The 23140-nt window shown below is 73.1% G+C and carries 16 protein-coding genes and 2 pseudogenes; 4 read left to right on the top strand and 14 right to left on the bottom strand.

The features are described from left to right. Positions 1-33: 33 nt before the first annotated feature. From ABD335_RS19675 to guaA, 3 genes and pseudogenes are all read right to left on the bottom strand, one after another. Positions 34-642, bottom strand: a complete 609-nt coding sequence (locus ABD335_RS19675) for a Uma2 family endonuclease (protein ID WP_344325685.1) — start codon at positions 640-642, stop codon at positions 34-36. Positions 643-816: 174 nt separating this feature from the next. Next, positions 817-930 (bottom strand): annotated as a pseudogene (locus ABD335_RS30855) (Uma2 family endonuclease); the annotation flags it as partial. A 208-nt stretch (positions 931-1138) separates the two neighbouring features. After that, a complete protein-coding gene (gene guaA / locus ABD335_RS19665) occupies positions 1139-2743 on the bottom strand; it encodes a glutamine-hydrolyzing GMP synthase (protein WP_344325052.1) in 1605 nt (534 codons plus the stop codon). A 322-nt stretch (positions 2744-3065) separates the two neighbouring features. On the opposite strand from guaA, the gene ABD335_RS19660 reads away from it, so the two are divergent. Further along, positions 3066-3392, top strand: a complete 327-nt coding sequence (locus ABD335_RS19660; RefSeq protein ID WP_344325049.1) for a chorismate mutase — start codon at positions 3066-3068, stop codon at positions 3390-3392. A gap of 906 nt (positions 3393-4298) precedes the next feature. Further along, positions 4299-5288: an LAETG motif-containing sortase-dependent surface protein gene (locus ABD335_RS19655; protein ID WP_344325046.1), complete on the top strand. Its 990-nt coding sequence runs from the start codon at positions 4299-4301 to the stop codon at positions 5286-5288. Between the two features lie 84 nt (positions 5289-5372). On the opposite strand, the gene ABD335_RS19650 is transcribed toward ABD335_RS19655, so the two are convergent. From ABD335_RS19650 to ABD335_RS19630, 5 genes are all read right to left on the bottom strand, one after another. Continuing rightward, on the bottom strand, positions 5373-7214 hold the full coding sequence (locus ABD335_RS19650; protein WP_344325043.1) for a GMC family oxidoreductase N-terminal domain-containing protein: 1842 nt from the start codon (positions 7212-7214) through the stop codon (positions 5373-5375). Between the two features lie 107 nt (positions 7215-7321). After that, positions 7322-8959: a succinic semialdehyde dehydrogenase gene (locus tag ABD335_RS19645; protein WP_344325040.1), complete on the bottom strand. Its 1638-nt coding sequence runs from the start codon at positions 8957-8959 to the stop codon at positions 7322-7324. A 132-nt stretch (positions 8960-9091) separates the two neighbouring features. Further along, positions 9092-11389 (bottom strand): serine/threonine protein kinase, encoded by a 2298-nt coding sequence (locus tag ABD335_RS19640; RefSeq protein WP_344325037.1) that lies wholly within the window; start codon positions 11387-11389, stop codon positions 9092-9094. A 141-nt stretch (positions 11390-11530) separates the two neighbouring features. Beyond that, positions 11531-13627: a serine/threonine-protein kinase gene (locus ABD335_RS19635; protein ID WP_344325034.1), complete on the bottom strand. Its 2097-nt coding sequence runs from the start codon at positions 13625-13627 to the stop codon at positions 11531-11533. Positions 13628-13813: 186 nt separating this feature from the next. Then, on the bottom strand, positions 13814-15520 hold the full coding sequence (locus ABD335_RS19630) for a glycerol-3-phosphate dehydrogenase/oxidase (RefSeq protein ID WP_344325031.1): 1707 nt from the start codon (positions 15518-15520) through the stop codon (positions 13814-13816). 190 nt (positions 15521-15710) lie between these two features. Here ABD335_RS19630 and ABD335_RS19625 point away from each other — a divergent pair, with 190 nt between their 5' ends. Continuing rightward, positions 15711-16973, top strand: a complete 1263-nt coding sequence (locus ABD335_RS19625; protein WP_344325028.1) for a nucleotide sugar dehydrogenase — start codon at positions 15711-15713, stop codon at positions 16971-16973. 93 nt (positions 16974-17066) lie between these two features. Here ABD335_RS19625 and ABD335_RS19620 read toward each other — a convergent pair whose 3' ends face one another. The 5 genes from ABD335_RS19620 to ABD335_RS19600 form a co-directional block, all read right to left on the bottom strand. Then, positions 17067-18176: a GuaB3 family IMP dehydrogenase-related protein gene (locus ABD335_RS19620; RefSeq protein WP_344325025.1), complete on the bottom strand. Its 1110-nt coding sequence runs from the start codon at positions 18174-18176 to the stop codon at positions 17067-17069. A 68-nt stretch (positions 18177-18244) separates the two neighbouring features. Continuing rightward, on the bottom strand, positions 18245-18511 hold the full coding sequence (locus tag ABD335_RS19615; RefSeq protein WP_344325022.1) for a hypothetical protein: 267 nt from the start codon (positions 18509-18511) through the stop codon (positions 18245-18247). A gap of 43 nt (positions 18512-18554) precedes the next feature. Further along, positions 18555-20057: an IMP dehydrogenase gene (gene guaB, locus ABD335_RS19610; protein WP_344325019.1), complete on the bottom strand. Its 1503-nt coding sequence runs from the start codon at positions 20055-20057 to the stop codon at positions 18555-18557. Positions 20058-20170: 113 nt separating this feature from the next. Continuing rightward, positions 20171-20767 (bottom strand): sigma-70 family RNA polymerase sigma factor, encoded by a 597-nt coding sequence (locus ABD335_RS19605; RefSeq protein WP_344325016.1) that lies wholly within the window; start codon positions 20765-20767, stop codon positions 20171-20173. 350 nt (positions 20768-21117) lie between these two features. After that, positions 21118-21729, bottom strand: a complete 612-nt coding sequence (locus tag ABD335_RS19600) for a response regulator transcription factor (RefSeq protein ID WP_003948568.1) — start codon at positions 21727-21729, stop codon at positions 21118-21120. Between the two features lie 388 nt (positions 21730-22117). Here ABD335_RS19600 and ABD335_RS19595 point away from each other — a divergent pair, with 388 nt between their 5' ends. Next, a complete protein-coding gene (locus ABD335_RS19595; protein ID WP_324916624.1) occupies positions 22118-22423 on the top strand; it encodes a WhiB family transcriptional regulator in 306 nt (101 codons plus the stop codon). 147 nt (positions 22424-22570) lie between these two features. Here the strand turns inward: ABD335_RS19595 and ABD335_RS19590 are convergent. Further along, a pseudogene (locus ABD335_RS19590) lies at positions 22571-22999 on the bottom strand (LysR substrate-binding domain-containing protein); the annotation flags it as partial. Positions 23000-23140 lie beyond the last annotated feature (141 nt).

Raw genomic sequence — 23140 nt, 5'->3', positions numbered from 1 at the left:
GCCGGGGCTCCCGCCCGCGGCCGTGCGACGGCCTCACATCCGGTCGATCGCGGTGAGGTCGATGTCGACGGCGAACGGGACCGCGAGGGTCAGCCGGTCCCGGTGGACGCCCGTCTCCGTGTACGCGCCGGTGGCCGGGTCGAGTTCGTGGACGTGGACGACCGGGCGGCGGCGCGCCCCCTCCTCCACCCGCCAGAAGTGCGGGATGCCCGCCCGCGCGTAGAGCTGCGGTTTGCGCTCGCGGTCGCGGATCGCCGAGTCGGGGGCGACCGTCTCCACGACCAGGACGACGTCCCGGGCCGCGTAGCGGTTGGTCTCCAGGCCCGTGACGGCTTCCGCCCGGGCCACCAGCACGTCCGGTTCCGGCGCCTGCCCCGGCCCCAGGACGACGATCATCTCCCGCCGCACCCGCAGCGACGCGGGACAGGTGCGGCGCAGTCCGTCCGCCAGGAGCGCATTGGTCAGGGAGTGGTACGCGCTCTGCCGGGCGCGGAAGACGAGGCCGCCGTCGACGAGCTGGGTGTGGGACGGGAGTTCGGGCAGGCGGAAGAGGTCGTCGACCGTGAAGCCGCGGTACGGGGGCCGCAGCCACTCGGGGAACGGTTCGTCGTCGATGCCGTTCACGCTGTCCAGATCGTCCATGTCGCCATCGTGATCACGTTCCGTCGGGCGGCTCACCGGAAATGTCCGTTCCGCCGCTCTCACGAGTGAACAACGGCAAGGAGGTTGACGGATGGGCGCGCCACCGCCGGGCCGGGCCCCACCCCGTCCGGCGCGTGGGTCCGTCCGGGCGGCGTCCCGTCCCCTTCTCGACCCGACCCGCCAGAAGTGCGGGATGCCGGCCTCCGCGTAGAGCTGTGGCTCGCGCTTGCGGTCGCGCTCCTCCGAGTCGGGGGAGACCACTTCGACGGCGAGCACCTCGTCACCGGCGCGGAAGGATGCGGTCGAGATCGTCCGCGGTGTAGCCGTCCGGCGGTGGCACGGGCCACGCGGTGGTGGGCAGCGGCTCGGCGGTCACGGTTCCTCCCATGGGCGGGATTCCCGGCCGTCGCCCGGCGTACGAGCGGAAACGCCCGCGCCGCCACTCACAGGAGCGAGTGGCGGCGCGGGCGTTGACGGACGGGGGACGCGGAGGGCGTCACTCCCACTCGATGGTCCCCGGCGGCTTGCTGGTGACGTCCAGCACCACGCGGTTGACGTCGGGCACCTCGTTGGTGATGCGGGTCGAGATGCGGGCCAGCACGTCGTACGGCAGGCGCGACCAGTCGGCGGTCATCGCGTCCTCCGACGACACCGGTCGCAGCACGATCGGGTGGCCGTAGGTGCGGCCGTCGCCCTGGACGCCGACGCTGCGGACGTCGGCGAGCAGCACCACCGGGCACTGCCAGATGTCGCGGTCCAGGCCGGCCGCGGTCAGCTCCTCGCGGGCGATGGCGTCGGCCTCGCGCAGCAGGTCCAGACGCTCCTTGGTGACCTCGCCGACGATGCGGATGCCCAGGCCCGGGCCGGGGAAGGGCTGGCGGTGGACGATCTCGTCCGGCAGGCCCAGCTCCTGGCCGACCATGCGGACCTCGTCCTTGAACAGCTTCCGCAGCGGCTCGACGAGCTGGAACGTCAGGTCCTCGGGGAGGCCGCCGACGTTGTGGTGGGACTTGATGTTGGCGGTGCCGGTGCCGCCGCCGGACTCCACCACGTCCGGGTAGAGGGTGCCCTGCACCAGGAACTCCACGGCGTCGTCGCCCTGGCCGGCCTCGGCGACGATCTCGCTCGCGGCCTGCTCGAAGACGCGGATGAACTCCCGGCCGATGATCTTCCGCTTCTCCTCGGGGTCGGAGACCCCGGCCAGCGCGTCCAGGAAGCGCTTCTCGGCGTCCACGACCTTGAGCCGGACGCCGGTGGAGGCCACGAAGTCCTTCTCGACCTGCTCGGACTCGCCCTTGCGCATCAGCCCGTGGTCCACGTAGACGCAGGTCAGGCGGTCGCCGATGGCCTTCTGGACGAGGGCGGCGGCCACCGCGGAGTCCACGCCGCCCGACAGGCCGCAGATGGCGCGCTTGGTGCCGATCCGGGCGCGGATGGCGGCGACCTGCTCCTCGACCACGTTGGCGGCGGTCCAGGTGGGCTTCAGGCCCGCGCCCCGGTAGAGGAAGTGCTCCAGGATCTGCTGGCCGTAGGTGGTGTGCGCCACCTCGGGGTGGTACTGCACGCCGTAGAGCTTGCGCTCGTCGTCCTCGAACGCCGCGACCGGCACCCCGTCGGTGGAGGCGGTGACGGCGAAGCCCTCGGGGGCGGCCGAGCAGGCGTCGCCGTGGGACATCCACACCGACTGCTCGACGGGCGTGCCCTCGAAGAGGGTGGAGCCGGGCTTGGTGACCGTCAGCGGCGTGCCGCCGTACTCGCGGCGACCGGTGTTGTCCACGGTGCCGCCGAGCGACTGGGCCATGAGCTGGAAGCCGTAGCACATGCCGAAGACGGGCACGCCGGCCTCGAAGATCGTGCGGTCGATGCCGGGCGCGTCCTCGGCGTACACGGACGCGGGGCCGCCGGAGAGGATGATCGCCTTCGGGTTCTTCGCGAGCATCTCCTCCACCGGCATGGTGGACGGCACGATCTCGCTGTAGACCCGGGCCTCGCGGACGCGGCGGGCGATGAGCTGGGCGTACTGCGCGCCGAAGTCGACGACCAGGACGGTGTCCGGGGCGTCGGATGCTGCGGTGTGCTCGGCGGTGGGCTCTGATGCCACGGGGCTGGCTGCCTTTCGGCGTGGATCCGGCTGGGGAAACCCCAGTCTACCGGGGGTGCCACCCGAACGGCCGTCTCACCATCCGGCCCCCCGCCGGCCGCTCCGGGGCTCGTGGGGGATACTGGGGCGCATGTTCGCGCAGACCCAGTTCTGGTTTACCTATGGCACCGGCCCGGCCGGCTGCCGTGGGTTCGCCCGTTCTGCGTGAACGACCGACAAGCGACTTCCCAGGCGCCCCGGGCCGGCCAAGGCCCGGGGCGCCTGGCGTGTTCCCGGAGCGTTGCCGGCCGGTGGGCCCGACTCCCCAGGAGGGACGTACGACATGGCCACGCCGACCACGACCCAGACCCCGACCACGCCCCAGACCAAGACCCGGACTCCGGCCGGGACGGACGCCGCGCCCGAGGCGGAGGAGCGGATCGAACGGGACCGCGCCCGGATCGACGATCTGGACCGGCGGATCATCGCCCTGGTGCAAGAGCGCGTGGAGGTCTCCGCCCGCATCCAGCGGACCCGGATCGAGGCGGGCGGGCGCCGGGTGAACCTCTCCCGCGAGATGGAGATCCTCGCCCGCTACCGCGAGGAGCTGGGCAAGCCGGGCACCTCCCTGGCCATGACGCTGCTGGAGCTGTGCCGCGGACGCGTCTGACCGCCACGGATCGTCACTCTCGGTGATCACCCATACGGCGCGTTACCGCCGCAGGACCCCTCTCGTTGGACCGGACGACCCCAAGCCGATCGGGCGCCCGGTGGCAGTGGGGGCAGCGGAGCGATGAGACGCCGTCCTCCCTCGGGAGGTGAGGACCGGACGTCGTGGGACCTCGCTCCGGTGCGGTGACCGGACAGCAGGGGACAGCAGCCCGGTCACGACAGCGGTCGGTCCTCGGGACGCCGTGGACCGACCGCTCCGCGGTCCCGTTCACACGGCCCCGTGGGACGGTTCCGAGGAGGGCGTGTCGCGGAACGGCGGCGATCCCGAAAAGAGCCCGCCACGGAACGGCGGAGTCGGTCGAAACCGTTGCGCGACGGGAGGCACATCCAGGACGATGCGGAGCGGGTCCGTACGACGCGGAGCCCGCGCTCACGGACCATCCTCGCGGCGCACCCCCCGGCGCCGCGCCGACGTCGGCGAAGCCCTGACGCCGACGCCGGCACAAGGGCCCCGAGGCGATCGGCCACCCATCCGGCCGGCGCCCGGGGCCCTTTCCGCGTTCGGCGCCGCTCCCCCGTCCCGGCACGGACCGCCCCGAACAGGCCCGACGAACAGGGCGGTTGGGGGGTTGTGCTCCCTTCCGTCACGGGTCCGCAACGATGCAACCGACCTCGCGTGTGAGATAACACACACCAAAACCTGCGTGAGCGTGGGCAACTGACCGCATCCGCCCCTTATGCCGAGCCGGTCCGGATGCGTTTTCTCGACAGGCCCCCGAAAAGGCGTCTGCGGAAACCTTTATCCCGGCCTTAACCTGCTGCCGGCCGGGGCCGCGCCCCACCGCCGCCACTTCGGCCCTTCACGCTTTCTTTCCATTCGCCGCAGACCGAACGAGGTCATCGCATGAAGCTTCGCCGTACCCTTGCGGCCACCGCTGCCACGGCCGTCATAGCCCCCGTCGCGCTGCTCGCGGCCCCCGCCGCGTACGCCACGGACGACACTCCTCCGCCGAGCCCGAGCGCGTCGGCTCCCAGCGAGCCCGCGCCCGGCACGCCGGCCCCGACCGAGCCCGCGCCGAGCACGTCGGCCCCGACGACCGAGCCCGCGCCGAGCACGTCGGCTCCCACCGAGCCGGCGCCGAGCACGTCGGCTCCCACCGGGACCACCAGCCCCAGCCCCAGCCCGAGCGAGAGCACTCCGGACGAGGAGGAGCCGGTTCCGGACTGCGAGACCGACCCCGCCTTCGACGCGAGCCTCTCCGGCTTCCCCAACAAGATCGTCGCCGGTTCGGGGTGGAAGGAGTTCTCCCTCAACCTGGACAACAGCAAGGGTGACGACCTGGAGACGGTCATCATCGGCGCGACCGTTCTGTACAAGAAGGACGCCGAGGGCTTCTTCGAGAGCGACCTCACCTCGAAGTACGCGAAGTTCCAGTACTTCGACGGCGAGAAGTGGTCCAGCGACCTGTCCGACGGCGGCACCATCGGCGGCCTCCTCTCCGTGGAGGCCGGCGAGAAGGTCTCCCTCAAGCTGCGGCTGAGCATCTCCGCGTCCGCTCCGGCCGGCGCCGCGGTCGCGATCGCCTTCGGCCTGTACGGCGACGAGGAGAACTGCAGCTACGACGAGCAGTGGTACAGCTTCGAGATCCTCGCCGCCGGCAAGAAGCCGCAGGGCGGCGTCGACGACGCCAAGCCGGAGAAGGGCAAGAGCCCCGTCAACGTCAAGCCGCAGGGCGACGTGAAGGAGTTCGAGGGCCAGCTCGCCGAGACCGGTTCCTCCTCCGCGCTGCCGATGTTCGCCCTCGCGGGCGGCGCGGCCGTGGTGCTGGGCGCCGGTGCGATGTACGTCGTGCGGCGCCGCAAGGGCGGGGTGGACACCTCCGCCACCGCGTGACGGTGTGACCGCCCGGACGGACGGGCGGGAGAAGCAGTCGAGGGGTGGAGCGGCCGGGCCGCTCCACCCCTCGCGCGTGTCGGATCAGGCCCCCGCCGCCTCCGCCTCCGGCTCCGCCTTCCTCGGCGGTACGGACGGGATCGGCAGCAGCGGCAGCCTCAGCGCGGCGAACGCGTCCTCGGGCACCACGGGGTCGCGGGGCGGTACGACGGGCACCCGGACGTACGGTGTGCCCTGTGCGGGGCGGGGGTCCTCCTCGCCCTTGTTGGGCCACAGGGACATCGCCCGCTCGGCCTGGGCGGTGATGGTCAGGGACGGGTTGACGCCCAGGTTGGCGGAGACGGCCGAGCCGTCGACCACCGAGATCCCGGGGTGGCCGTAGAGCCGGTGGTAGGGGTCGATGACACCCTCCTCGGCGGAGGCCCCGATCGGGCAGCCGCCCAGGAAGTGCGCGGTCAGCGGGGTGCCCATCAGCTCGCCGACGTTCGTCCCCGGGAACCCGTTGATCTCCTCGGCGACGAGCCGTGCGGCCTCCGCGCCCTCGGGGATGTGGTCGGGGTTGGGGGCGCCGTGGCCCTGCCGGGCCGTCAGCAGCCCCTTCCCCAGCCCCTTGGGCTTGCGGTAGGTGGTCAGGGAGTTGTCCAGCGACTGCATCACCAGACCGATGATCGTCCGCTCCGACCACCGGTAGTTGGAGAGCGTCCGCGCGGCCAGCACCGGGTGGCGCAGGCAGTGCGCGACGAAGGCGAGCGGCTTCGGAAGGCGTCCGCCGTGCGGCACCTGGAGGACGGAGAGCGTGCCCATCGCGTTGGAGCCCTTGCCGTAGCGCACCGGCTCGATGTGGGTGTTCTCGTTCGGGTGGACGGAGGAGGTGATGGCCACGCCCTTGGTGAAGTCCAGCTCGGCGTCGGGCCCGTACTTCTTCCGATAGCGCCGCTTGGTGGTCATCGATCCGACCAGCGCCTCGGAGTTGGTGCGGGTCAGCTCGCCCAGCCTCGGGGAGATCCGCGGCAGCAGGCCGGTGTCGCGCATCCGGTGGAGCAGGGTCTGGGTGCCGTAGGTGCCGGCGGCGAGGACGACCTTCGCGCAGCGCAGCACCGTCCGTCCGCCCCGGCGCCTGCCGGTGCGGACGGTCGTCACCCGGAAGCCGCCCTCGGGGTCCTCGGTGACCTCGGTGACGGTGGTCATCGGGTGGATGACCGCGCCCGCCTTCTCGGCCAGGTACAGGTAGTTCTCGGTGAGGGTGTTCTTGGCGCCGTGGCGGCAGCCGGTCATGCACTCGCCGCACTCGGTGCAGGCGCGGCGGGAGGGGCCCGCGCCGCCGAAGTAGGGGTCGGGGACCTCCGCGCCGGGCGCGGCCTTCACCGTGCCGTCGGCGTCCTCGCCGTCGCCGAAGAAGACGCCGACCGGGGCGAGGTGGAAGGTGTCGCCCACGCCCATCCGCTCGGCGGCGGCCTTCAGATGGACGTCGGAGGGGGTCGTGGTGGGGTTGAGCCGGACTCCGAGCATGCGCCGGGCCTGGTCGTAGTAGGGCTTCAACTCCTCCTGCCAGTCGGTGATGTGGCCCCACTGGCGGTCCCGGAAGAAGGCCGGCGGCGGCACGTAGAGGGTGTTGGCGTAGTTGAGCGAACCGCCGCCGACCCCCGCGCCCGCCAGGATCATGACCTTGTCCATCAGGTGGATGCGCTGGATGCCGTACAGGCCCAGCGCCGGGGCCCACAGGTAGTTCCTCAGGTCCCAGGAGTTCTTCGGCAGCGTCTCGCGGGTGAAGCGGCGGCCCGCCTCCAGGACGCCGACGCGGTAGCCCTTCTCGGTGAGCCGCAGGGCGGACACCGAGCCGCCGAAGCCGGAGCCGACGACGATCACGTCGTAGTCGTACGGCGGTTTCGACGGGGTGTGCACTGTTTCGTCCTGCGTTTCGGGCATGGCGGGACCTCCGGGTGGTGCGGCTCTGTCGTTCGGGGGGAGGCGGAACGGGGACGGGGGAACGGCGGAAAGGGGGGTGGGGACGGAAGGGGAGGGGGCGGCGGACGTCAGCGGAAGCGGAACGCCTTCAGCGCGCGCAGCGAGAGGGACATGAACGCCGCGTACTTCTCGTCGTCCATGCCCAGCGACGGCGCCATGGGCAGGACCCGCTGGTGGGCGATGGTCTGGGCCTCGGTGTACTTGAGGATGCCCTCCGCGCCGTGGCGGCGGCCCAGCCCGGAGTCGCCCATGCCGCCCATCGGGGACTGGACGCTGCCGTACGCCGAGGCGTAGCCCTCGTTGATGTTCACCGTGCCGGTGCGCAGCCGGCCGGCGAGGGCGCGGGCGCGGCGGGCGCTGCCGGACCAGACGCTGGCGTTGAGCCCGTACGGGGTGGCGTTGGCGAGCGAGACCGCCTCGTCGTCGTCGGTGAAGCGGTAGATCGAGACGACGGGGCCGAAGGTCTCCTCCTCGCAGACGGCCATGGGGGCGGTGACGCCCTCCAGGACGGTCGGCTCGTAGAACAGCGGGCCGATGTCCGGGCGCGGCCTGCCGCCCGTCAGCACGGTGGCGCCCTTGGCGACGGCGTCCTCCACGTGGCGGGTGACGGTCTCCAACTGCCGCTCGGAGACGAGCGATCCCATGTCGGCGCCGTAGCCGAGGGCGGAGCCCAGGCGCAGGGCCCTGGTGCGGGCGGTGAAGCGCTCGACGAAGTCGTCGGCGACGGAGGCGTGGACGTAGAGCCGCTCGATGGAGATGCACAGCTGACCGGCCGAGGAGAACGCCCCGCGCACCGCGCCGGCCGCCGCCTTCTCCAGGTCGGCGTCGTCCAGGACGATCATGGCGTTCTTGCCGCCCAGCTCCAGCGAGCAGCCCACCAGGCGGAACGCGGCGCGCTGGGCGACCTCGCGGCCGGTGCGGGTGGAACCGGTGAAGGAGACGTAGTCGGCGTGGTCGACGACCGCCGGGCCGACGACCGGGCCCTCTCCGATGACGACCTGCCAGACGTCGGCGGGCAGCCCGGCCTCGATCAGCGTCCGACGCGCCCACAGGGCGGTCAGCGCGGTCTCGGTGTCGGGCTTCATCACCACGGCGTTGCCCGCGACGAAGGCGGGCAGGGCGTCGCCGACGGAGAGTTCCAGGGGGTAGTTCCAGGGGGCGATCTGCCCGACGACGCCCTTGGGGTGGCGCAGCTCCCGTACCCGGGTCAGGACGGGGATGGCACCGGTGTGGCGCCTGGGGCGGAGGTAGGAGGCGGCCTTGCGGCCGTAGTGCCGGGCGGCGACGGCGACCGCCTGCACCTCCTCGTGCGCGTGGAGCCGCGCCTTGCCGGTCTCCAACTGGATCAGGTCCAGCACCTCCGACTGGCGGTTCAGCAGCAGGTCGTGGAAGCGCAGCAGGACGGCCGCGCGCTCCCGCACGGGCCGGGCGGCCCAGGCCCGCTGGGCCTCGCGGGCGCGGGCGAACGCCTCGGCGACGTCCCGGGGCGTGGACTCGGGCAGGGTGGCCAGCTTCTCCCCGGTGAACGGGGTGTGGCAGGCGGTGCCACCGCTGCCGATGACGTCCTCGGTCAGGCGGGCGACCAGCTCGTCGGTCACCACGTCCGCGGCGGTACGGGCGGCGGCGGGGAGGGGAGCGACCGGGTTGCCGTCCGTCGCGTGTGCCGCGCGCGTCGTCCCGGTGGCGGTGCCAGGAGTTTCCGTCATAGTGCGGAGAGTAAGGCGGATCTCACCCGCTGGGTACCCGGTGGTAACCACTTTTCACGGAATCCGCCAGTGATCGCTGGCACAGAGACGGCGCGTGGGGCGCGTGGTGCACCCGCCGCCACCGCGCGGCCGTCAGCCGGTGAAGCGGTAGGTGTCCGCCACCGCCTCGAAGTGGCGGTCGACGGTGTCCTTCCGGTTCTCCGGTCCCCTGACCAGCACCGTGTGGTACCTGCCGTCGATGACGATCGCCCGGTCGCGGACGTACGTGTCGCCCCCGCCGTCGGTCCAGCTGAACCGGCCCTCGGCCATCACCGTCCGGCCCACCTCTATGCGCCGCATCCCGGAGCTGGTCGCCCACTCGGCGGCGCGGTAGGCGTCCAACTCCGGCTGTTCTCCGGTGAGGTACGCCATTGGATCGTCGCCGTACTCCTCGGTGGTGTCCCGGCCGGGCACGACGACCAGCTCGACGCCCTGCCCCCGGAAGACGATCTGACCGCTGCCGTTGGGCCCGCTGCGCCGCCACCCCTCGGGGACGGCGATCTGGAAGCCCCGGTCGTCCTCGTGCCGCAGGTAGCCGTCGAGTCCCTGCGCGGGCTCGGTGGTCTGCGGCTTGCGCGTGCCGGGCGAGGCGGTGGCGGACCCCTGCGGTTCGGAGGGCTCCGGGGAGGGCGGCGGGGTCGTCCGGTCGGGCTGTTCGGGCCCGGTGCCCACCCGGCCGGCGCGCTGGTCGCCCGGGGCCACCGAGGAACCGGTGTCCGCTCCGGGCATGAACAGCGCGGCGTACACCAGCGTCCCGGTCAGGAGCAGCAGGACCAGTCCGACCAGCGCACACCCCAGACGGCGCGGGCTGCGCTCCTTCCGGGCGCGCCGGTGCCGGGCACGGGCGGGCACCGGGGCCCGCTCGGCACGCTTCCTGCGGACCAGTTCGCCTCGGCGCCGCACGATCGGCAGCCGCTTCGGGTCGGCGGCCCCGCCCGCCTCCAACGAGAGCGGCGCGGTGACCGTGTGCCGCCCGACCTCCGGCTCGGGCGCGGAGCGGATCAGGGACCGCAGCCAGCCGCCCAGCTCCTCGAAGTCCGGCCGCTCGGTGGGGTCCTGACGCAGCAGCGACTCCACGACGGGCCGCAGCGCCCCGCACTCCTCGGCGAACGCCGGCGGCTCGGCGCAGACCATCTGCGTCAGTTCGGCCGCGGACTCCTCCGGGTAGGGAGGGTGCCCCTGCACGGCGCGGAACAGCAGCGCGCCCAGCGCCCACAGGTCGGCCGCCGGGCCGACCGGCGGGGCCAGCCGCCAGTTCTCGTACACCGGCCCGGCCTGTTCGGGCGCCCAGCGCTCGGTGACGGCGCCGACGATCGCGATGCGGGCCTGGCGGGCGCGTTCGGCGGCGAGGGCGGTGGTGGGGCCGCGGTAGCGGTCGCCGTCCTCCGCGTCCCAGCGCGGCGCGGGCGGTTCCGCCTCCGCGGCGCCTCCGTCGTCCCCGCGGGCCCCGGGGACGACCGGGCTGAGGTTGTCGGCCCCCCACCGGTCGTCCGGGGCGTACTCCTCGGCCCTGCGGGCCTCGACCTCCGCGCGCGCGGCGGCGGCCCGCGTCCCGGCGCGGTACGCGGCTATGGCGCCGCTGCGGGCCGCCCGGTCGCCGCCCTCCCTCCGGTACCCCTCGGGCAGGGCGGGCAGGTCGCCCGTGTCCGCGCCGGGACCGCCGGGACCGGAGCCGGACGTCTGCCGCGGCACGCCGGCGTGGAACCGCTCCGGGCCCTCACCGGGAGGACCCGGCGGGTCGGACGGGCCGGGGGGCTCCTCCGGCAGCCGGCCGCGCGGCAGGACGCTCGGCGGCGCCGGGAGGGGGTCGTACCCGCACAGGGCCTCCTCCGCCGCTCCGGCGGCCAGCCCGGTGAGGACGGCGCGGCCGTCGTCGCAGACGAGGACCGTGCGGGGGGTGATGTTGCGGTGGACCCAGCCGTGCGCGTGCACCGCGCGGAGGGCGGTGAGCAGGTCGGCGGCCAACTCGGCGGCGCGGTGGGGGCTCAGCGGCTTCTCCGCGAGCACGGCGGCCAGCGGCCGGGCGGCGACGAGCTCGCTGACGATCCACAGCCCGTCGCCCTCGACGAAGACGTCGAAGACCTGGTCCAGCCGCGGGTGGTCGGGTATCCGGGAGGCGGCCAGCGCCGCCTCCACCGCGCGCCGCACGGTGGGATCGGCCGGACGCCGGGTGGCCCGCCCGGTGTACGCACGGCCGTACCCGCCCGTACGGCCGGTGCCTCCGCCGACGAACTCCGCCTCGACGACCTCGGGCAGCGGCACCTGGCGGACCATCACCTCCTGGCCGCTGGCGGTGTCGTACGCACGGGACTCGACGAGTTCGTACTCGTCGGACGGCGGACGCGGCAAGCGGTACCGATCGGCCAGCAACCGACCCGAGTAGTCGTCCACGGCGCGCCTCCCCTCTGCTCCCCAGCGCACGGTCCCTCCACGACCCGTTCCCACCGCCGGCTCGCGGATGCACAGGGTCTGCGACCTATCACGATACGTGCCGGGAGGGCCTCTCGTCGCGGGTCGGCGAGGTTGCTTTCCCTAGCGCGGCCGGAACGTCCGGAAAGCGGTCTCGCGCACGGTGCGGCACTCCTCGCCGTCCCACTTGTCCGCCTTGCAGGTGATCATGATGGCGTAGCCGCGCCCGGAGTCCACGCGGAAGCCGCGGTTGAGGACGCGGACGCGCACGCCCTTCTCCACCCGCTCGAACGTCCAGTCCGCGACGGTCGGGTAGTCCCGCCACTTCACGGGCTTGATGCCGATGAGGGAGTAGCCGTCGCTGCTGCCGCGCACGGCGGGCTCCAGGGACTTCCACGCGTCCACCGCGCTCTCGCCGGGGCTGCCGTTGAAGTCGACCTGGATCTTGGGGTATCCGCCGCCGGACGGGGTGTAGATGCCGCCGGAGTTCCGTCCCGCTATGGCGGTGCGCTCGTGGCCCTCGGGCATGGCCATCGAGAAGTTGAAGCGGTCGTCGACGATCTTCTCGAAGCCGTCGGGCAGCGCTCCGTCGCCGCCCTGGCCGCCCTTGTCGCCCTCGGAGCCGCCGGTGCCGTTCCCGTCCTCGCCGGTGCCGGAGTCCTGGTCGCCCCCGCCGTCGGTGTCCTTCCCGTCGCCCTGGCCGGACGCTTCGGTGCCGGGTTCGGCGGTCGCGCCGTCCCCGTCCTCGCCGTCCTTGCCCCCCTCGCCGTCCCGGGCGTTCCGCTCGCCGTCGCGCCCGTCGGCGCCGCCGGTGACGGACTGCTGCTGCCGGGCGCCGCCGTTCCCCTCGTCGCCGCCGCTGAACGCGACGGCCAGGACGGTGCCGAGCACGGCCAGCACCACCACGGCGACCACCGCGATGCCGGTGGGCTGCCGCACCCCGCGCGCCAGGTCGGCCAGGCGCACGGGCAGCGCGGACGTGGCCGTGGTGCCGGTGCCCTTGGGGTCCCCGCCTCCCGCGGCCGGCGCCTGTCCGTCGGCCGGCGCCTGCTCGGTGGCGCGCTTGGCCGCCGCGGCGGCCGCGGCGTTGCGCACGGCCCGCAGGGCCTCGCGCAGCCGCTCCGCGGCCGGGCCGACCGGACCGCCCGAGGAGGCGGCGCCGGTCGAGGCGGTCGAGGCGTCCGGCGCCGCGGGAGCGGCCGAACCGCCCGCTTCCGCGGGCGTCTTCGCGTCCTTCGCCTCCCTCGGCTCCCTCGACTCCTTCGCCCACTTCGCGCCGAGCGCGGCCCGGCCGGCGGACGCGCTCCCGCCGGCCAGCGGGAGCACGGCCGTACGGGCGCTCTCCGACGTCCCGGGCTCGGCCCCGGTGACGGTGTCGGCGTCCCGGGCCGCCATCTCCAGCAGCGCCCGCGCGCCCGGCTCGTCCAGCCGCTTGGCCGGATCCTTCTCCAGCAGGCCGTAGATGACCTCCTCCAGGCTCCCGGCCCGCGCCGGGGGCTCCAGCGGTTCGGTCATCACCGCGGTCAGGGTCGCGATCGCCGACCCCTTGTCGTACGGCGGGTGGCCCTCCACGGCTGCGTACAGCAGCCCGCCCAGCGACCACAGGTCGGAGGGCGGGCCGGGGCGCTGGCCGCGTGCCCGTTCGGGCGCTATGTAGGAGGGCGCTCCGACCAACATGCCGGTGGAGGTCAGGGAGGGGTCGCCCTCGATCTGGGCGATGCCGAAGTCGGTGAGGACGACCCGCCCGTCCTCGTCCGCGATGAGGACGTTGGACGGCTTCACGTCGCGGTGGAGGATGCCCTCGCGGTGGGCGGCCCGCAGCACGTCCAGGATGGCCAGGCCCACCTCGGCCGCCCGGCGCGGCTCCAACGGCCCGTCCTCGCGCAGGACGTCGGCCAGGGAGCGGCCCTCGACCAGCTCCATCACGATCCAGGGCCGGTCGTCCTCGTCGACCACGTCGTAGACGGTGACGGCGCTGCTGCTGCGGATGCGGGCGATGGCCTTGGCCTCGCGCAGGGTGCGCGTGATCAGACGCCGCTTCTCCTCCTCGTCCACGCTGGAGGGGAAGCGCAGCTCCTTGACCGCGACGGTGCGGCCCAGGACCTCGTCCTCGGCGCGCCACACGGTGCCCATGCCGCCGCGCCCGAGGACGTCGCCCAGCCGGTAACGCCCGCCCAGCAGCCGCCCTGCCTTCTTGCCGCGGCCGTCCACGTCGCTCATGTGTCCCCTCACACTCAGCCCGCCCCAGCAGTCGACCCATTCTCTCCCACGGTGTCGAGCGAGACGTACGCGGCCATGGCCATGCCACCGGAACGGCGGTGTACGGGGCCGGTGGTGACGCCCCGACACGCCCGGTGCCCGGCGCGTCGAGCGCGCCGGGCACCGGAATGCGCGGAGGACGCGGGGCTACAGCGGCACGATGTCCGGGGCGCCCAGCCGCGCGGCGTCGGCGGTCTGGTCGTCGGGCTGACGCTGCGACTCCCGTTCGGCCTCGACCCGCTTCTCGTAGTGCGCGACCTCGCGCTCGATCTGGGCGCTGTCCCAGCCGAGCACGGGCGCCATCAACTCGGCGCACTCGCGGGCGCTGCGCGTGCCGCGGTCGAAGGTCTCGATGGAGATGCGGGTCCGGCGGGTGAGGACGTCGTCCAGGTGGCGCGCGCCCTCGTGCGAACAGGCGTACACCACCTCGGCCTTGAGGTAGTCGTCCGCGTACGGCAGCGGTTCGCCGAGCCGCGGGTCGTCGGCGATGAGGGCCAACACCTCGTCGGTCAGCGAGCCGTACCGGTTGAGCAGGTGCTCCACGCGCGCGACGTGCAGACCGGTGCGGGCGGCGATCCGGGCGCGGGCGTTCCACATCGCGGGGTACCCCTCGGCGCCCAGCAGCGGCACGTCCTCGGTGCAGCACGGGGCGACCCGGTGGTCGAGCCCGTGCACGGCCGCGTCGACGGCGTCCTTGGCCATCACCCGGTACGTGGTGTACTTGCCGCCCGCGACCACCACCAGGCCCGGCACCGTGTGGGCGACGGTGTGCTCGCGCGACAGCTTGCTGGTGGCCTCCGACTCCCCGGCCAGCAGCGGGCGCAGCCCGGCGTACACGCCCTCCACGTCGTCGCGGGTGAGCGGCACGGCCAGCACGGAGTTGACGTGGTCGAGCAGGTAGTCGATGTCGGCGCTGGAGGCCGCCGGGTGGGCCTTGTCCAGGTCCCAGTCGGTGTCCGTGGTGCCGATGATCCAGTGCCGTCCCCAGGGGATGACGAACAGCACGCTCTTCTCGGTGCGCAGGATCAGCCCGGTGGTGGAGTGGATGCGGTCCCTGGGCACCACCAGGTGGATGCCCTTGGAGGCGCGGACGTGGAACTGCCCGCGCTCGGCGGTCAACCGCTGGGTGTCGTCGGTCCACACCCCGGTGGCGTTCACCACCTGCTTGGCGCGGACCTCGAACTCGCCGCCCTGCTCCAGGTCCCTCACCCGGGCGCCGACCACCCGCTCGCCCTCGCGCAGGAAGCCGACGACCCGCGCCCGGTTCGCGGCGTGGGCGCCGTAGGCCGCGGCGGTGCGGACCAGGGTGGCCACGTAGCGCGCGTCGTCCATCTGCGCGTCGTAGTACTGGAGGGCGCCCACCAGCGCGTCCCTGCGGAGGGCCGGCGCCACGCGCAGGGCGTGGCCGCGCGAGAGGTGCCGGTGGTAGGGCAGTCCGCGGCCGTGCCCGGACGCCGCGGCGAGGGCGTCGTACAGCGCCACGCCGGTGCCCGCGTACAGCCGCTCCCAGCCCCGGTGCTGGAGGGGGTAGAGGAAGGGCACGGGTTTGACCAGGTGGGGGGCGATCCGCTGGAGGAGCAGACCGCGTTCCTTGAGCGCCTCGCGCACCAGGGCGAAGTCCAGCATCTCCAGGTAGCGCAGTCCGCCGTGGATGAGTTTGCTGGACCGGCTGGAGGTGCCCGAGGCCCAGTCGCGGGCCTCGACGATCCCGGTCGACAGCCCGCGGGTCACCGCGTCCAGGGCGGTGCCCGCACCGACCACGCCACCGCCGACGACCAGTACGTCCAGCTCACGTTCCGCCATGTGGGCGAGTGCCTCGGCCCGCTCGGCCGGTCCCAGTGCCGTTGTCCTCACCGCTGCCTCCCGTGAAGGTCGACCGTCCGTCCCTGCTGTGGCCTGTACCCGATCGTCCGCCATTCCCACGACTTTGGACCCGAGCGGACACCTCCCCGCGCGCAATCCACCATATCTGTCATATATGCGCTTAACCTGACATCGCCCTCATGAGCCGTGATCCAGTCGACAGGGGAAGGGACGCCGCCTCATGCCCGCAGATCTCGCCGTCCTCGGCCTGGGTCACCTCGGTCTTCCCGCGGCTCAGGCCGCCACCGCCGCCGGTATCGGCACCATCGGCTACGACCCGGACGAGCACGCCGTCGCGGAGCTGAACGCCGGACGGCCCCCGGCGAGCGGCGGGCTGTCGGCGGCCGAGGTCCGCCGGATGATCTCCGCCGGTTTCCGCGCCACCTCGGACCCGTCCGTCCTCGGCAAGGTCCGCACCGCCCTCATCTGCGTCCCCACCCCGGCGGCCGGGGACCGCTCGCTGGACCTGGGCGCGGTGCGCCGGGCGGCGCTGACCCTGGGCGAGCGGCTGCGGCCGCGCACCACCGTCGTGGTGGAGTCGACCGTCCGTCCGGGCGGCACCGAGGAGTGCGTCGCCCCGCTGCTGGAGCAGGCCTCGGGGCTGCGCGCCGGACGCGACTTCCACCTCGCCTGCGCCCCCGCCCGCCTCGACCCCGGCAACCGCACCCACGGCTACTCCAACACCCCACGGGTCATCGGCGGACTCACCCCGGCCTGCACGGAGGCGGCCGCCGCCTTCTACGGACGGCTGACCGAGAAGGTGGTGCGGGCGCGCGGGCTCCGCGAGGCCGAGATGACGGCGGTGCTGGAGACCAACTACCGGCACGTCAACATCGCCCTGGTCAACGAGATGGCCGTGCTCTGCCACGACCTCGGCGTGGACCTGTGGGACGTGATCCGCTGCGCGGAGACCAAGCCGTTCGGCTTCCACGCCTTCCGGCCCGGGCCGGGCGTGGGCGGCCACGGCATCCCCGTCGACCCCGCCTGCCTGGACCGCGGGAACCGCACCCCGGGCTATCCGCTGCGCCTGGTCGAGGTCGCCCAGGAGGTCAACGCCCGGATGCCCCGCTACGTCGCCCAGCGCGCGGCGACGCTGCTGAACGAGCACGGCAAGTCGGCCCGCGGCGCCCGCGTCCTGCTGCTGGGCGTGACCTACAAGGCCGACCTCGCCGACCAGCAGGGCTCCCCCGCCCCCGAGATCGCCTTCCGGCTGCTGGAGATGGGCGCGGAGATCAGCTACCACGACCCGCACGTGCCGCAGTGGCGGGTGGCGGGCCGGCCGGTGCCGCGCGCGGACTCCCTCTACGAGTCCGCCGCCGCGGCCGACCTGACCCTCCTCCTCCAGCACCACCGCGTCTACGACCTGCAGAGCCTGTCGGCCAAGGCCCAGCTCCTCCTCGACACCCGCGGCGCCAGCCCGACGGGGGCGGCGCACCGGCTGTGACGGACGGCCCCGCGGCCTTCCGGGGTCCACGCGACGGGGCCGGGCCGGTGGAGGGAGTCCACCGGCCCGGCCCCGTCGCGCGTGGATCCGCCGTCAGCGGGAGACCGTGACCTCCACCCGCTGGAACTCCTTGAGCTCCGAGTAGCCCGTGGTGGCCATGGCCCGGCGCAGGGCGCCGAAGAAGTTCATGGAACCGTCCGGGGTGTGCGAGGGGCCCAGCAGGATCTCCTGGGTGGTGCCGACCGTGCCGAGGTTGACGCGCTTGCCGCGCGGGACGTCCTCGTGGACGGCCTCCATGCCCCAGTGGTGGCCGCGGCCGGGCGAGTCGGTGGCGCGGGCCAGCGGGGAGCCCATCATCACCGCGTCCGCGCCGCAGGCGATGGCCTTGGGCAGGTCGCCGGACCAGCCCACGCCGCCGTCGGCGATGACGTGGACGTACCGGCCGCCGGACTCGTCCAGGTAGTCGCGGCGGGCCGCCGCCACGTCGGCGACGGCGGTGGCCATCGGCACCTGGATGCCCAGCACGTTGCGGGTGGTGTGCGCGGCGCCGCCGCCGAAGCCGACCAGCACGCCCGCGGCACCGGTGCGCATCAGGTGCAGCGCGGCGGTGTAGGTGGCGCAGCCGCCGACGATGACGGGGACGTCCAGCTCGTAGATGAACTGCTTGAGGTTGAGCGGCTCGGCGGCCGAGGAGACGTGCTCGGCGGAGACCGTCGTGCCGCGGATGACGAAGATGTCGACGCCCGCGTCGACGACCGCCTTGGAGAACTGCGCGGTGCGCTGCGGCGACAGCGCCGCGGCCGTCACCACGCCCGAGTCGCGGACCTCCTTGATCCGCTGCCCGATCAGCTCCTCCTTGATCGGCTCGGCGTAGATCTCCTGGAGCCGACGGGTCGCCGCGGACTCGTCCAGCTCCGTGATCTCCTCCAGCAGCGGCTCGGGGTCCTCGTAGCGCGTCCACAGCCCTTCGAGGTTGAGCACCCCCAGACCGCCCATCTCGCCGATGCGGATCGCGGTGCGCGGCGAGACGACCGAATCCATCGGTGCCGCCAGGAACGGCAGCTCGAAGCGGTAGGCGTCGATCTGCCAGGCGATCGAGACCTCCTTCGGATCCCGGGTGCGCCGGCTGGGCACCACGGCGATGTCGTCGAAGGCGTACGCGCGCCGTCCGCGCTTGCCACGGCCGATCTCGATCTCAGTCACGTGCTGTGCCCTTCCTACGGTCCACGCCCCCAGTATCCCCGAGCGGGCCCGGGGGCCGGACCTCGATGTCACTCCTCCAGGAGCACCTGGGTGAAGTCCACCACGTGGACCACCAGGACGAGCAGGAGGCCGTCGCTCACCAGGTACTCGATGCCGATGTTCGGCGTCAGCGCCAGTGAGCGGGTGGCCTCGTCCTCGGAGATCGGGATCGACATCTTCGGCCGCGGGTCCTGGGCGAGGACCAGCAGCCCCCGCTCCAGCAGCTCCCTGCGGTCGGCGGGGAGCCCGTCGCGGATGCGGGCGGCCTCCTCGGTGTACTTGACCGCGTAGAGCATCGGATCGGACCCCCTCACACAGGCGCGCGACCAGGGTAACGGTTCAGCGACCCGAGTAGTTCGGCGCTTCCGTCGTCATCTGGATGTCGTGGGGGTGGCTCTCCTTGAGGCCGGCGGCCGTGATCCGCACGAAGCGTCCCCTGGCCTTCAGCTCCGGGACGGTCTTGCCGCCGACGTAGAACATCGACTGCCGCAGGCCGCCGACAAGCTGGTGCACCACCGCGCCGAGCGGGCCGCGGTAGGGGACCTGGCCCTCCACGCCCTCGGGGATGAGCTTGTCGTCGGCCGCGACCGCCTCCTGGAAGTAGCGGTCCTTGGAGTACGACCTGGCCTGTCCGCGCGACTGCATCGCGCCCAGCGAACCCATGCCGCGGTAGGACTTGAACTGCTTGCCGTTGATGAACAGCAGCTCGCCCGGCGACTCCTCGCAGCCCGCCAGCAGGCTGCCGAGCATCACCGTGTCGGCGCCCGCGACCAGGGCCTTGGCGATGTCGCCGCTGTACTGGAGGCCGCCGTCGCCGATGACCGGGATGCCGGCCTCCCGGGCGGCGAGCGACGCCTCGTAGATCGCGGTGACCTGCGGGACGCCGATGCCGGCGACCACGCGGGTGGTGCAGATCGAGCCCGGTCCGACGCCGACCTTGACGCCGTCCGCGCCCGAGTCGATCAGCGCCTGGGCGCCCTCGCGGGTGGCGACGTTGCCGCCGATCACGTCGACCGAGGCGTTCGACTTGATCTTGGCGACCATCTCGCCGACCAGCCGGGAGTGGCCGTGCGCGGTGTCCACGACGATGAAGTCGGCGCCCGCCTCGACCAGCGCCTGGGCCCGCTCGTAGGCGTCCCCGGCCACGCCGACCGCGGCGCCGACGATCAGCCGGCCCTCGGCGTCCTTGGCGGCGTTGGGGTACTTCTCGGCCTTGACGAAGTCCTTGACGGTGATCAGGCCCTTGAGCACGCCGTCGTCGTCGACCAGCGGGAGCTTCTCGATCTTGTGGCGGCGCAGCAGCTCCATCGCGTCCGCGCGGGAGATGCCCACCCTGCCGGTGACCAGCGGCATCGGCGTCATGACCTCGCGGACCTGGCGGTTGCGGTCCGTCTCGAAGGCCATGTCGCGGTTGGTGACGATGCCCAGCAGCTTGCCCGCCGCGTCGGTGACCGGCACACCGCTGATGCGGAACCTGCCGCACAGCTCGTCCGCCTCGCGGAGCGTGGCGTCCGGGCGGATGGTGATCGGGTCGGTCACCATGCCGGACTCGGACCGCTTGACCTGGTCGACCTGGTCGGCCTGGTCCTCGATCGAGAGGTTGCGGTGGAGTACGCCCACGCCGCCCTGCCGGGCCATGGCGATGGCCATCCGGGCCTCGGTGACCTTGTCCATCGCCGCGGAGATCAGCGGGATGTTCACGCGGACGTTGCGCGAGACGTACGAGGAGGTGTCGATGTCCTGCGGGGCCATGTCCGACTCGCCCGGCAACAGCAGCACGTCGTCGAACGTCAGGCCCAGCGCGGCGAACTTCGCGGGTACCTCGTCCGTGCTGCCTGTCATGACGCCTTCCATGGCACCTTCCCCAATACTCTTGCCCGGCGCGGATGTCCATGCTAACGGGCTCGGCGAGCGCCCCGTGTCACAGGCCGGACCGGCCCCCGGGGGGGGTTCGGTCACTGCTCGGCGAGCGCGCGCAGCCTCGACAGGGCACGGTGTTGTGCAACGCGCACGGCCCCCGGGGACATTCCGAGCATCTGCCCGGTCTCCTCGGCGGTCAGCCCGACGGCGACGCGCAGCAGCACCAACTCGCGCTGGTGCTCGGGGAGGTTGGCCAGCAGTTTCCTGGCCCACTCCGCGTCGCTGCTCAGCAGGGCCCGCTCCTCCGGGCCGAGCGAGTCGTCGGGCCGCTCGGGCATCTCGTCCGAGGGCACCGCCGTGCTGCCGGGCCCCCGCATGGCGGCCCGCTGGAGGTCGGCGACCTTGTGCTGGGCGATGGCCACCACGAAGGCCTCGAAGGGCTTCCCGGTGTCCCGGTAGCGCGGCAGGGCGCACAGCACCGCCAGGCAGACCTCCTGCGCGAGGTCGTCCACGAAGTGGCGGGCGTCTCCCGGGAGCCGCGTCAGCCGCGTCCTGCAGTAGCGCAGGGCGAGCGGGTGGACGCGGGCGAGGAGATCGTGAGTGGCCTGTTCGTCCCCCTCGACCGCGCGCTGGACGAGGGCACCGATCTCTCCCTGGCCGTCGGCCGCGGGAGGCGTCTCGTCGTCGCGCATCGGTCCATGGTGCACCCGTCGCGGGCGATTCGTCGCACCGCGTCCGTGGTTGTGCGCTGAAGCGTTATGGACAGGAGCACTCACTGTCACGTCCCGCGCCCTCCCCTCACGCCTGGCCGTCCGGTCCCCGAGGAACTCCATACACCCAGGATGCGGCACGCGGAAAATTACGGCACCGGGCCGTTTCCCGGAGGTCCCACCGCCCGGGGCCCCGAGGCCGGTGGGAACCTCCTCCGGGCATGCGGACGACAGGGGCGGGGAGCACACGGGCTCCACCGCTCCGACGTCCTTCGCGTGTCCGCCGGGCGTCCGCTGGGGTCCGCGGTCCGGGGGAGGAGAGGAGGAGCGGACTAGCGGACGAGACCCCAGCGGAAGCCGAGCGCCACGGCGTGCGCCCGGTCGGAGGCTCCGAGTTTCTTGAACAGCCGCCGCGCGTGGGTCTTGACCGTGTCCTCGGACAGGAACAGCTCGCGTCCGATCTCGGCGTTGGAGCGACCGTGGCTCATGCCCTCCAGCACCTGGATCTCACGGGCGGTGAGCGTCGGCGCCGCGCCCATCTCGGCCGAGCGCAGCCGCCGCGGCGCCAGCCGCCAGGTGGGGTCGGCCAGCGCCTGGGTGACCGTGGCCCGCAGCTCGGCGCGCGAGGCGTCCTTGTGCAGGTAGCCACGGGCGCCCGCCGCGACGGCCAGGGCGACCCCGTCGAGGTCCTCGGCCACGGTCAGCATGATGATGCGGGCGCCGGGGTCGGCCGAGAGCAGACGGCGCACGGTCTCGACGCCGCCCAGGCCGGGCATCCGGACGTCCATCAGGATGAGATCGGAGCGGTCGGCGCCCCAGCGGCGGAGGACTTCCTCGCCGTTGGCCGCCGTGGTCACACGTTCCACGCCGGGCACGGTCGCGACCGCGCGGCGCAGCGCCTCTCGGGCAAGCGGGGAGTCGTCGCAGACGAGGACGGAAGTCATGATCGCCCTCCGCAGCTCATGCGCATCACCTTAGGCCTCCAGGGCTGGTACGAATCGTCACCTGCGCGGTTGACCGTCCCGGACATCCGTCCGGCACTTGTCCGTGTCAACCGCCTCCGCACACTCAACGACGGTCACCCGAAAGAGTTACGGTCTTCGGCGCCCGCTTTCAACACCCTACGTGATGGGACGGACACGGAGGGGCTATCCCGCGCAGATCAGCAGCCGTGTCGTCATTTGCCCTGTTTGGCGGGTTTTCTTTTCATTGGCCGCGTGCGTCCCAAGAATTCCGAAGAGACATATTTACATCTACTCATACCGTGGATGTACGGTCGTGACTGTTCTCGACTGGTTCACCAGCATCAGTTCGCTTCCGAGAGGACAAGCCATGGCAGATTTCTCCCGCCTTCCGGGCCCCAACGCCGATCTGTGGGACTGGCAGCTGCTGGCCGCCTGTCGAGGAGTCGACAGTTCGCTGTTCTTCCACCCGGAAGGGGAGCGCGGAGCGGCGCGCAGCGCGCGCGAGGCGTCCGCCAAGGAGGTGTGCATGCGCTGCCCGGTCCGAGCCGAGTGCGCGGCCCATGCCCTCACCGTGCGTGAGCCGTACGGAGTATGGGGCGGGCTGACCGAGGACGAGCGCGAGGAACTGATGGGGCGGGCCCGGAACCGGCTCGTCGGCGCCACCGGCGCCTGAGCGGCCGGAAGACCGTCCCGAACCCCCAGGAAGCCCCAGGAAACCCCGAAAAGCCCCGAAGAAGCCACGAGGAAGCCGCGAGGAAACGTCTCTGCGCGTCCGCGTCCCCGGACGCCGGTGTCCGGGCGCGGACGCGCCTCGTCCGCGGGCGGCGACCGACAGACGGTCCACCAGGGCGGCGACCGCCGGGACCCGGGCGAGGTCCGGCAGGGTCGGCGCGACCACCTCGCGCCGCGCCTCGGGAGTGATCCGCACGATCCGCACGCCCCTCGGGCGCACCGACTCGATCAACGACTCGGCCGGCACGGCCACCCCGACCGGCCCCACCACCGTCGGATGGCCGTCGGTGGCGACGTCGATCCGCGGCGTGAAGCCCGCCCTCTCGCAGATCCGCGCCGGCGGGCCGCGACAGCGCGGACACCCCGCGATCCAGGACTCCTCCGCCGGTTCCCCGAGGTCCACGCTCTCCGCCCGTGCCAGGCCACGGCCCTCCGGGAGGAGCCCGACGAGCCGCTCGGCGAGCAGCGGCCGCACCACCAGGTCGTCCCCCAGCCCTCGGCCGGACCGCCCCCGCCGGCGCGGGTTCCGGGTGGCGGCGGCCGAGAACGGCCCCGTACGGGCCACGGCGCGCAGGACGCGGAGGTGGCGGGCCTCGAACACGGCCCCACCACAAGCGGGGCCGGCCCGGAGCCCCGATATTCGCTCGGGCCTTCGAAC

The organism is Streptomyces macrosporus, assembly GCF_039533145.1.
In the GTDB taxonomy this organism is placed as follows: domain Bacteria; phylum Actinomycetota; class Actinomycetes; order Streptomycetales; family Streptomycetaceae; genus Streptomyces; species Streptomyces macrosporus.
The sequence above is the reverse complement of the archived record's forward strand: the minus strand, read 5'-3'. Positions and strand labels throughout refer to the sequence as shown.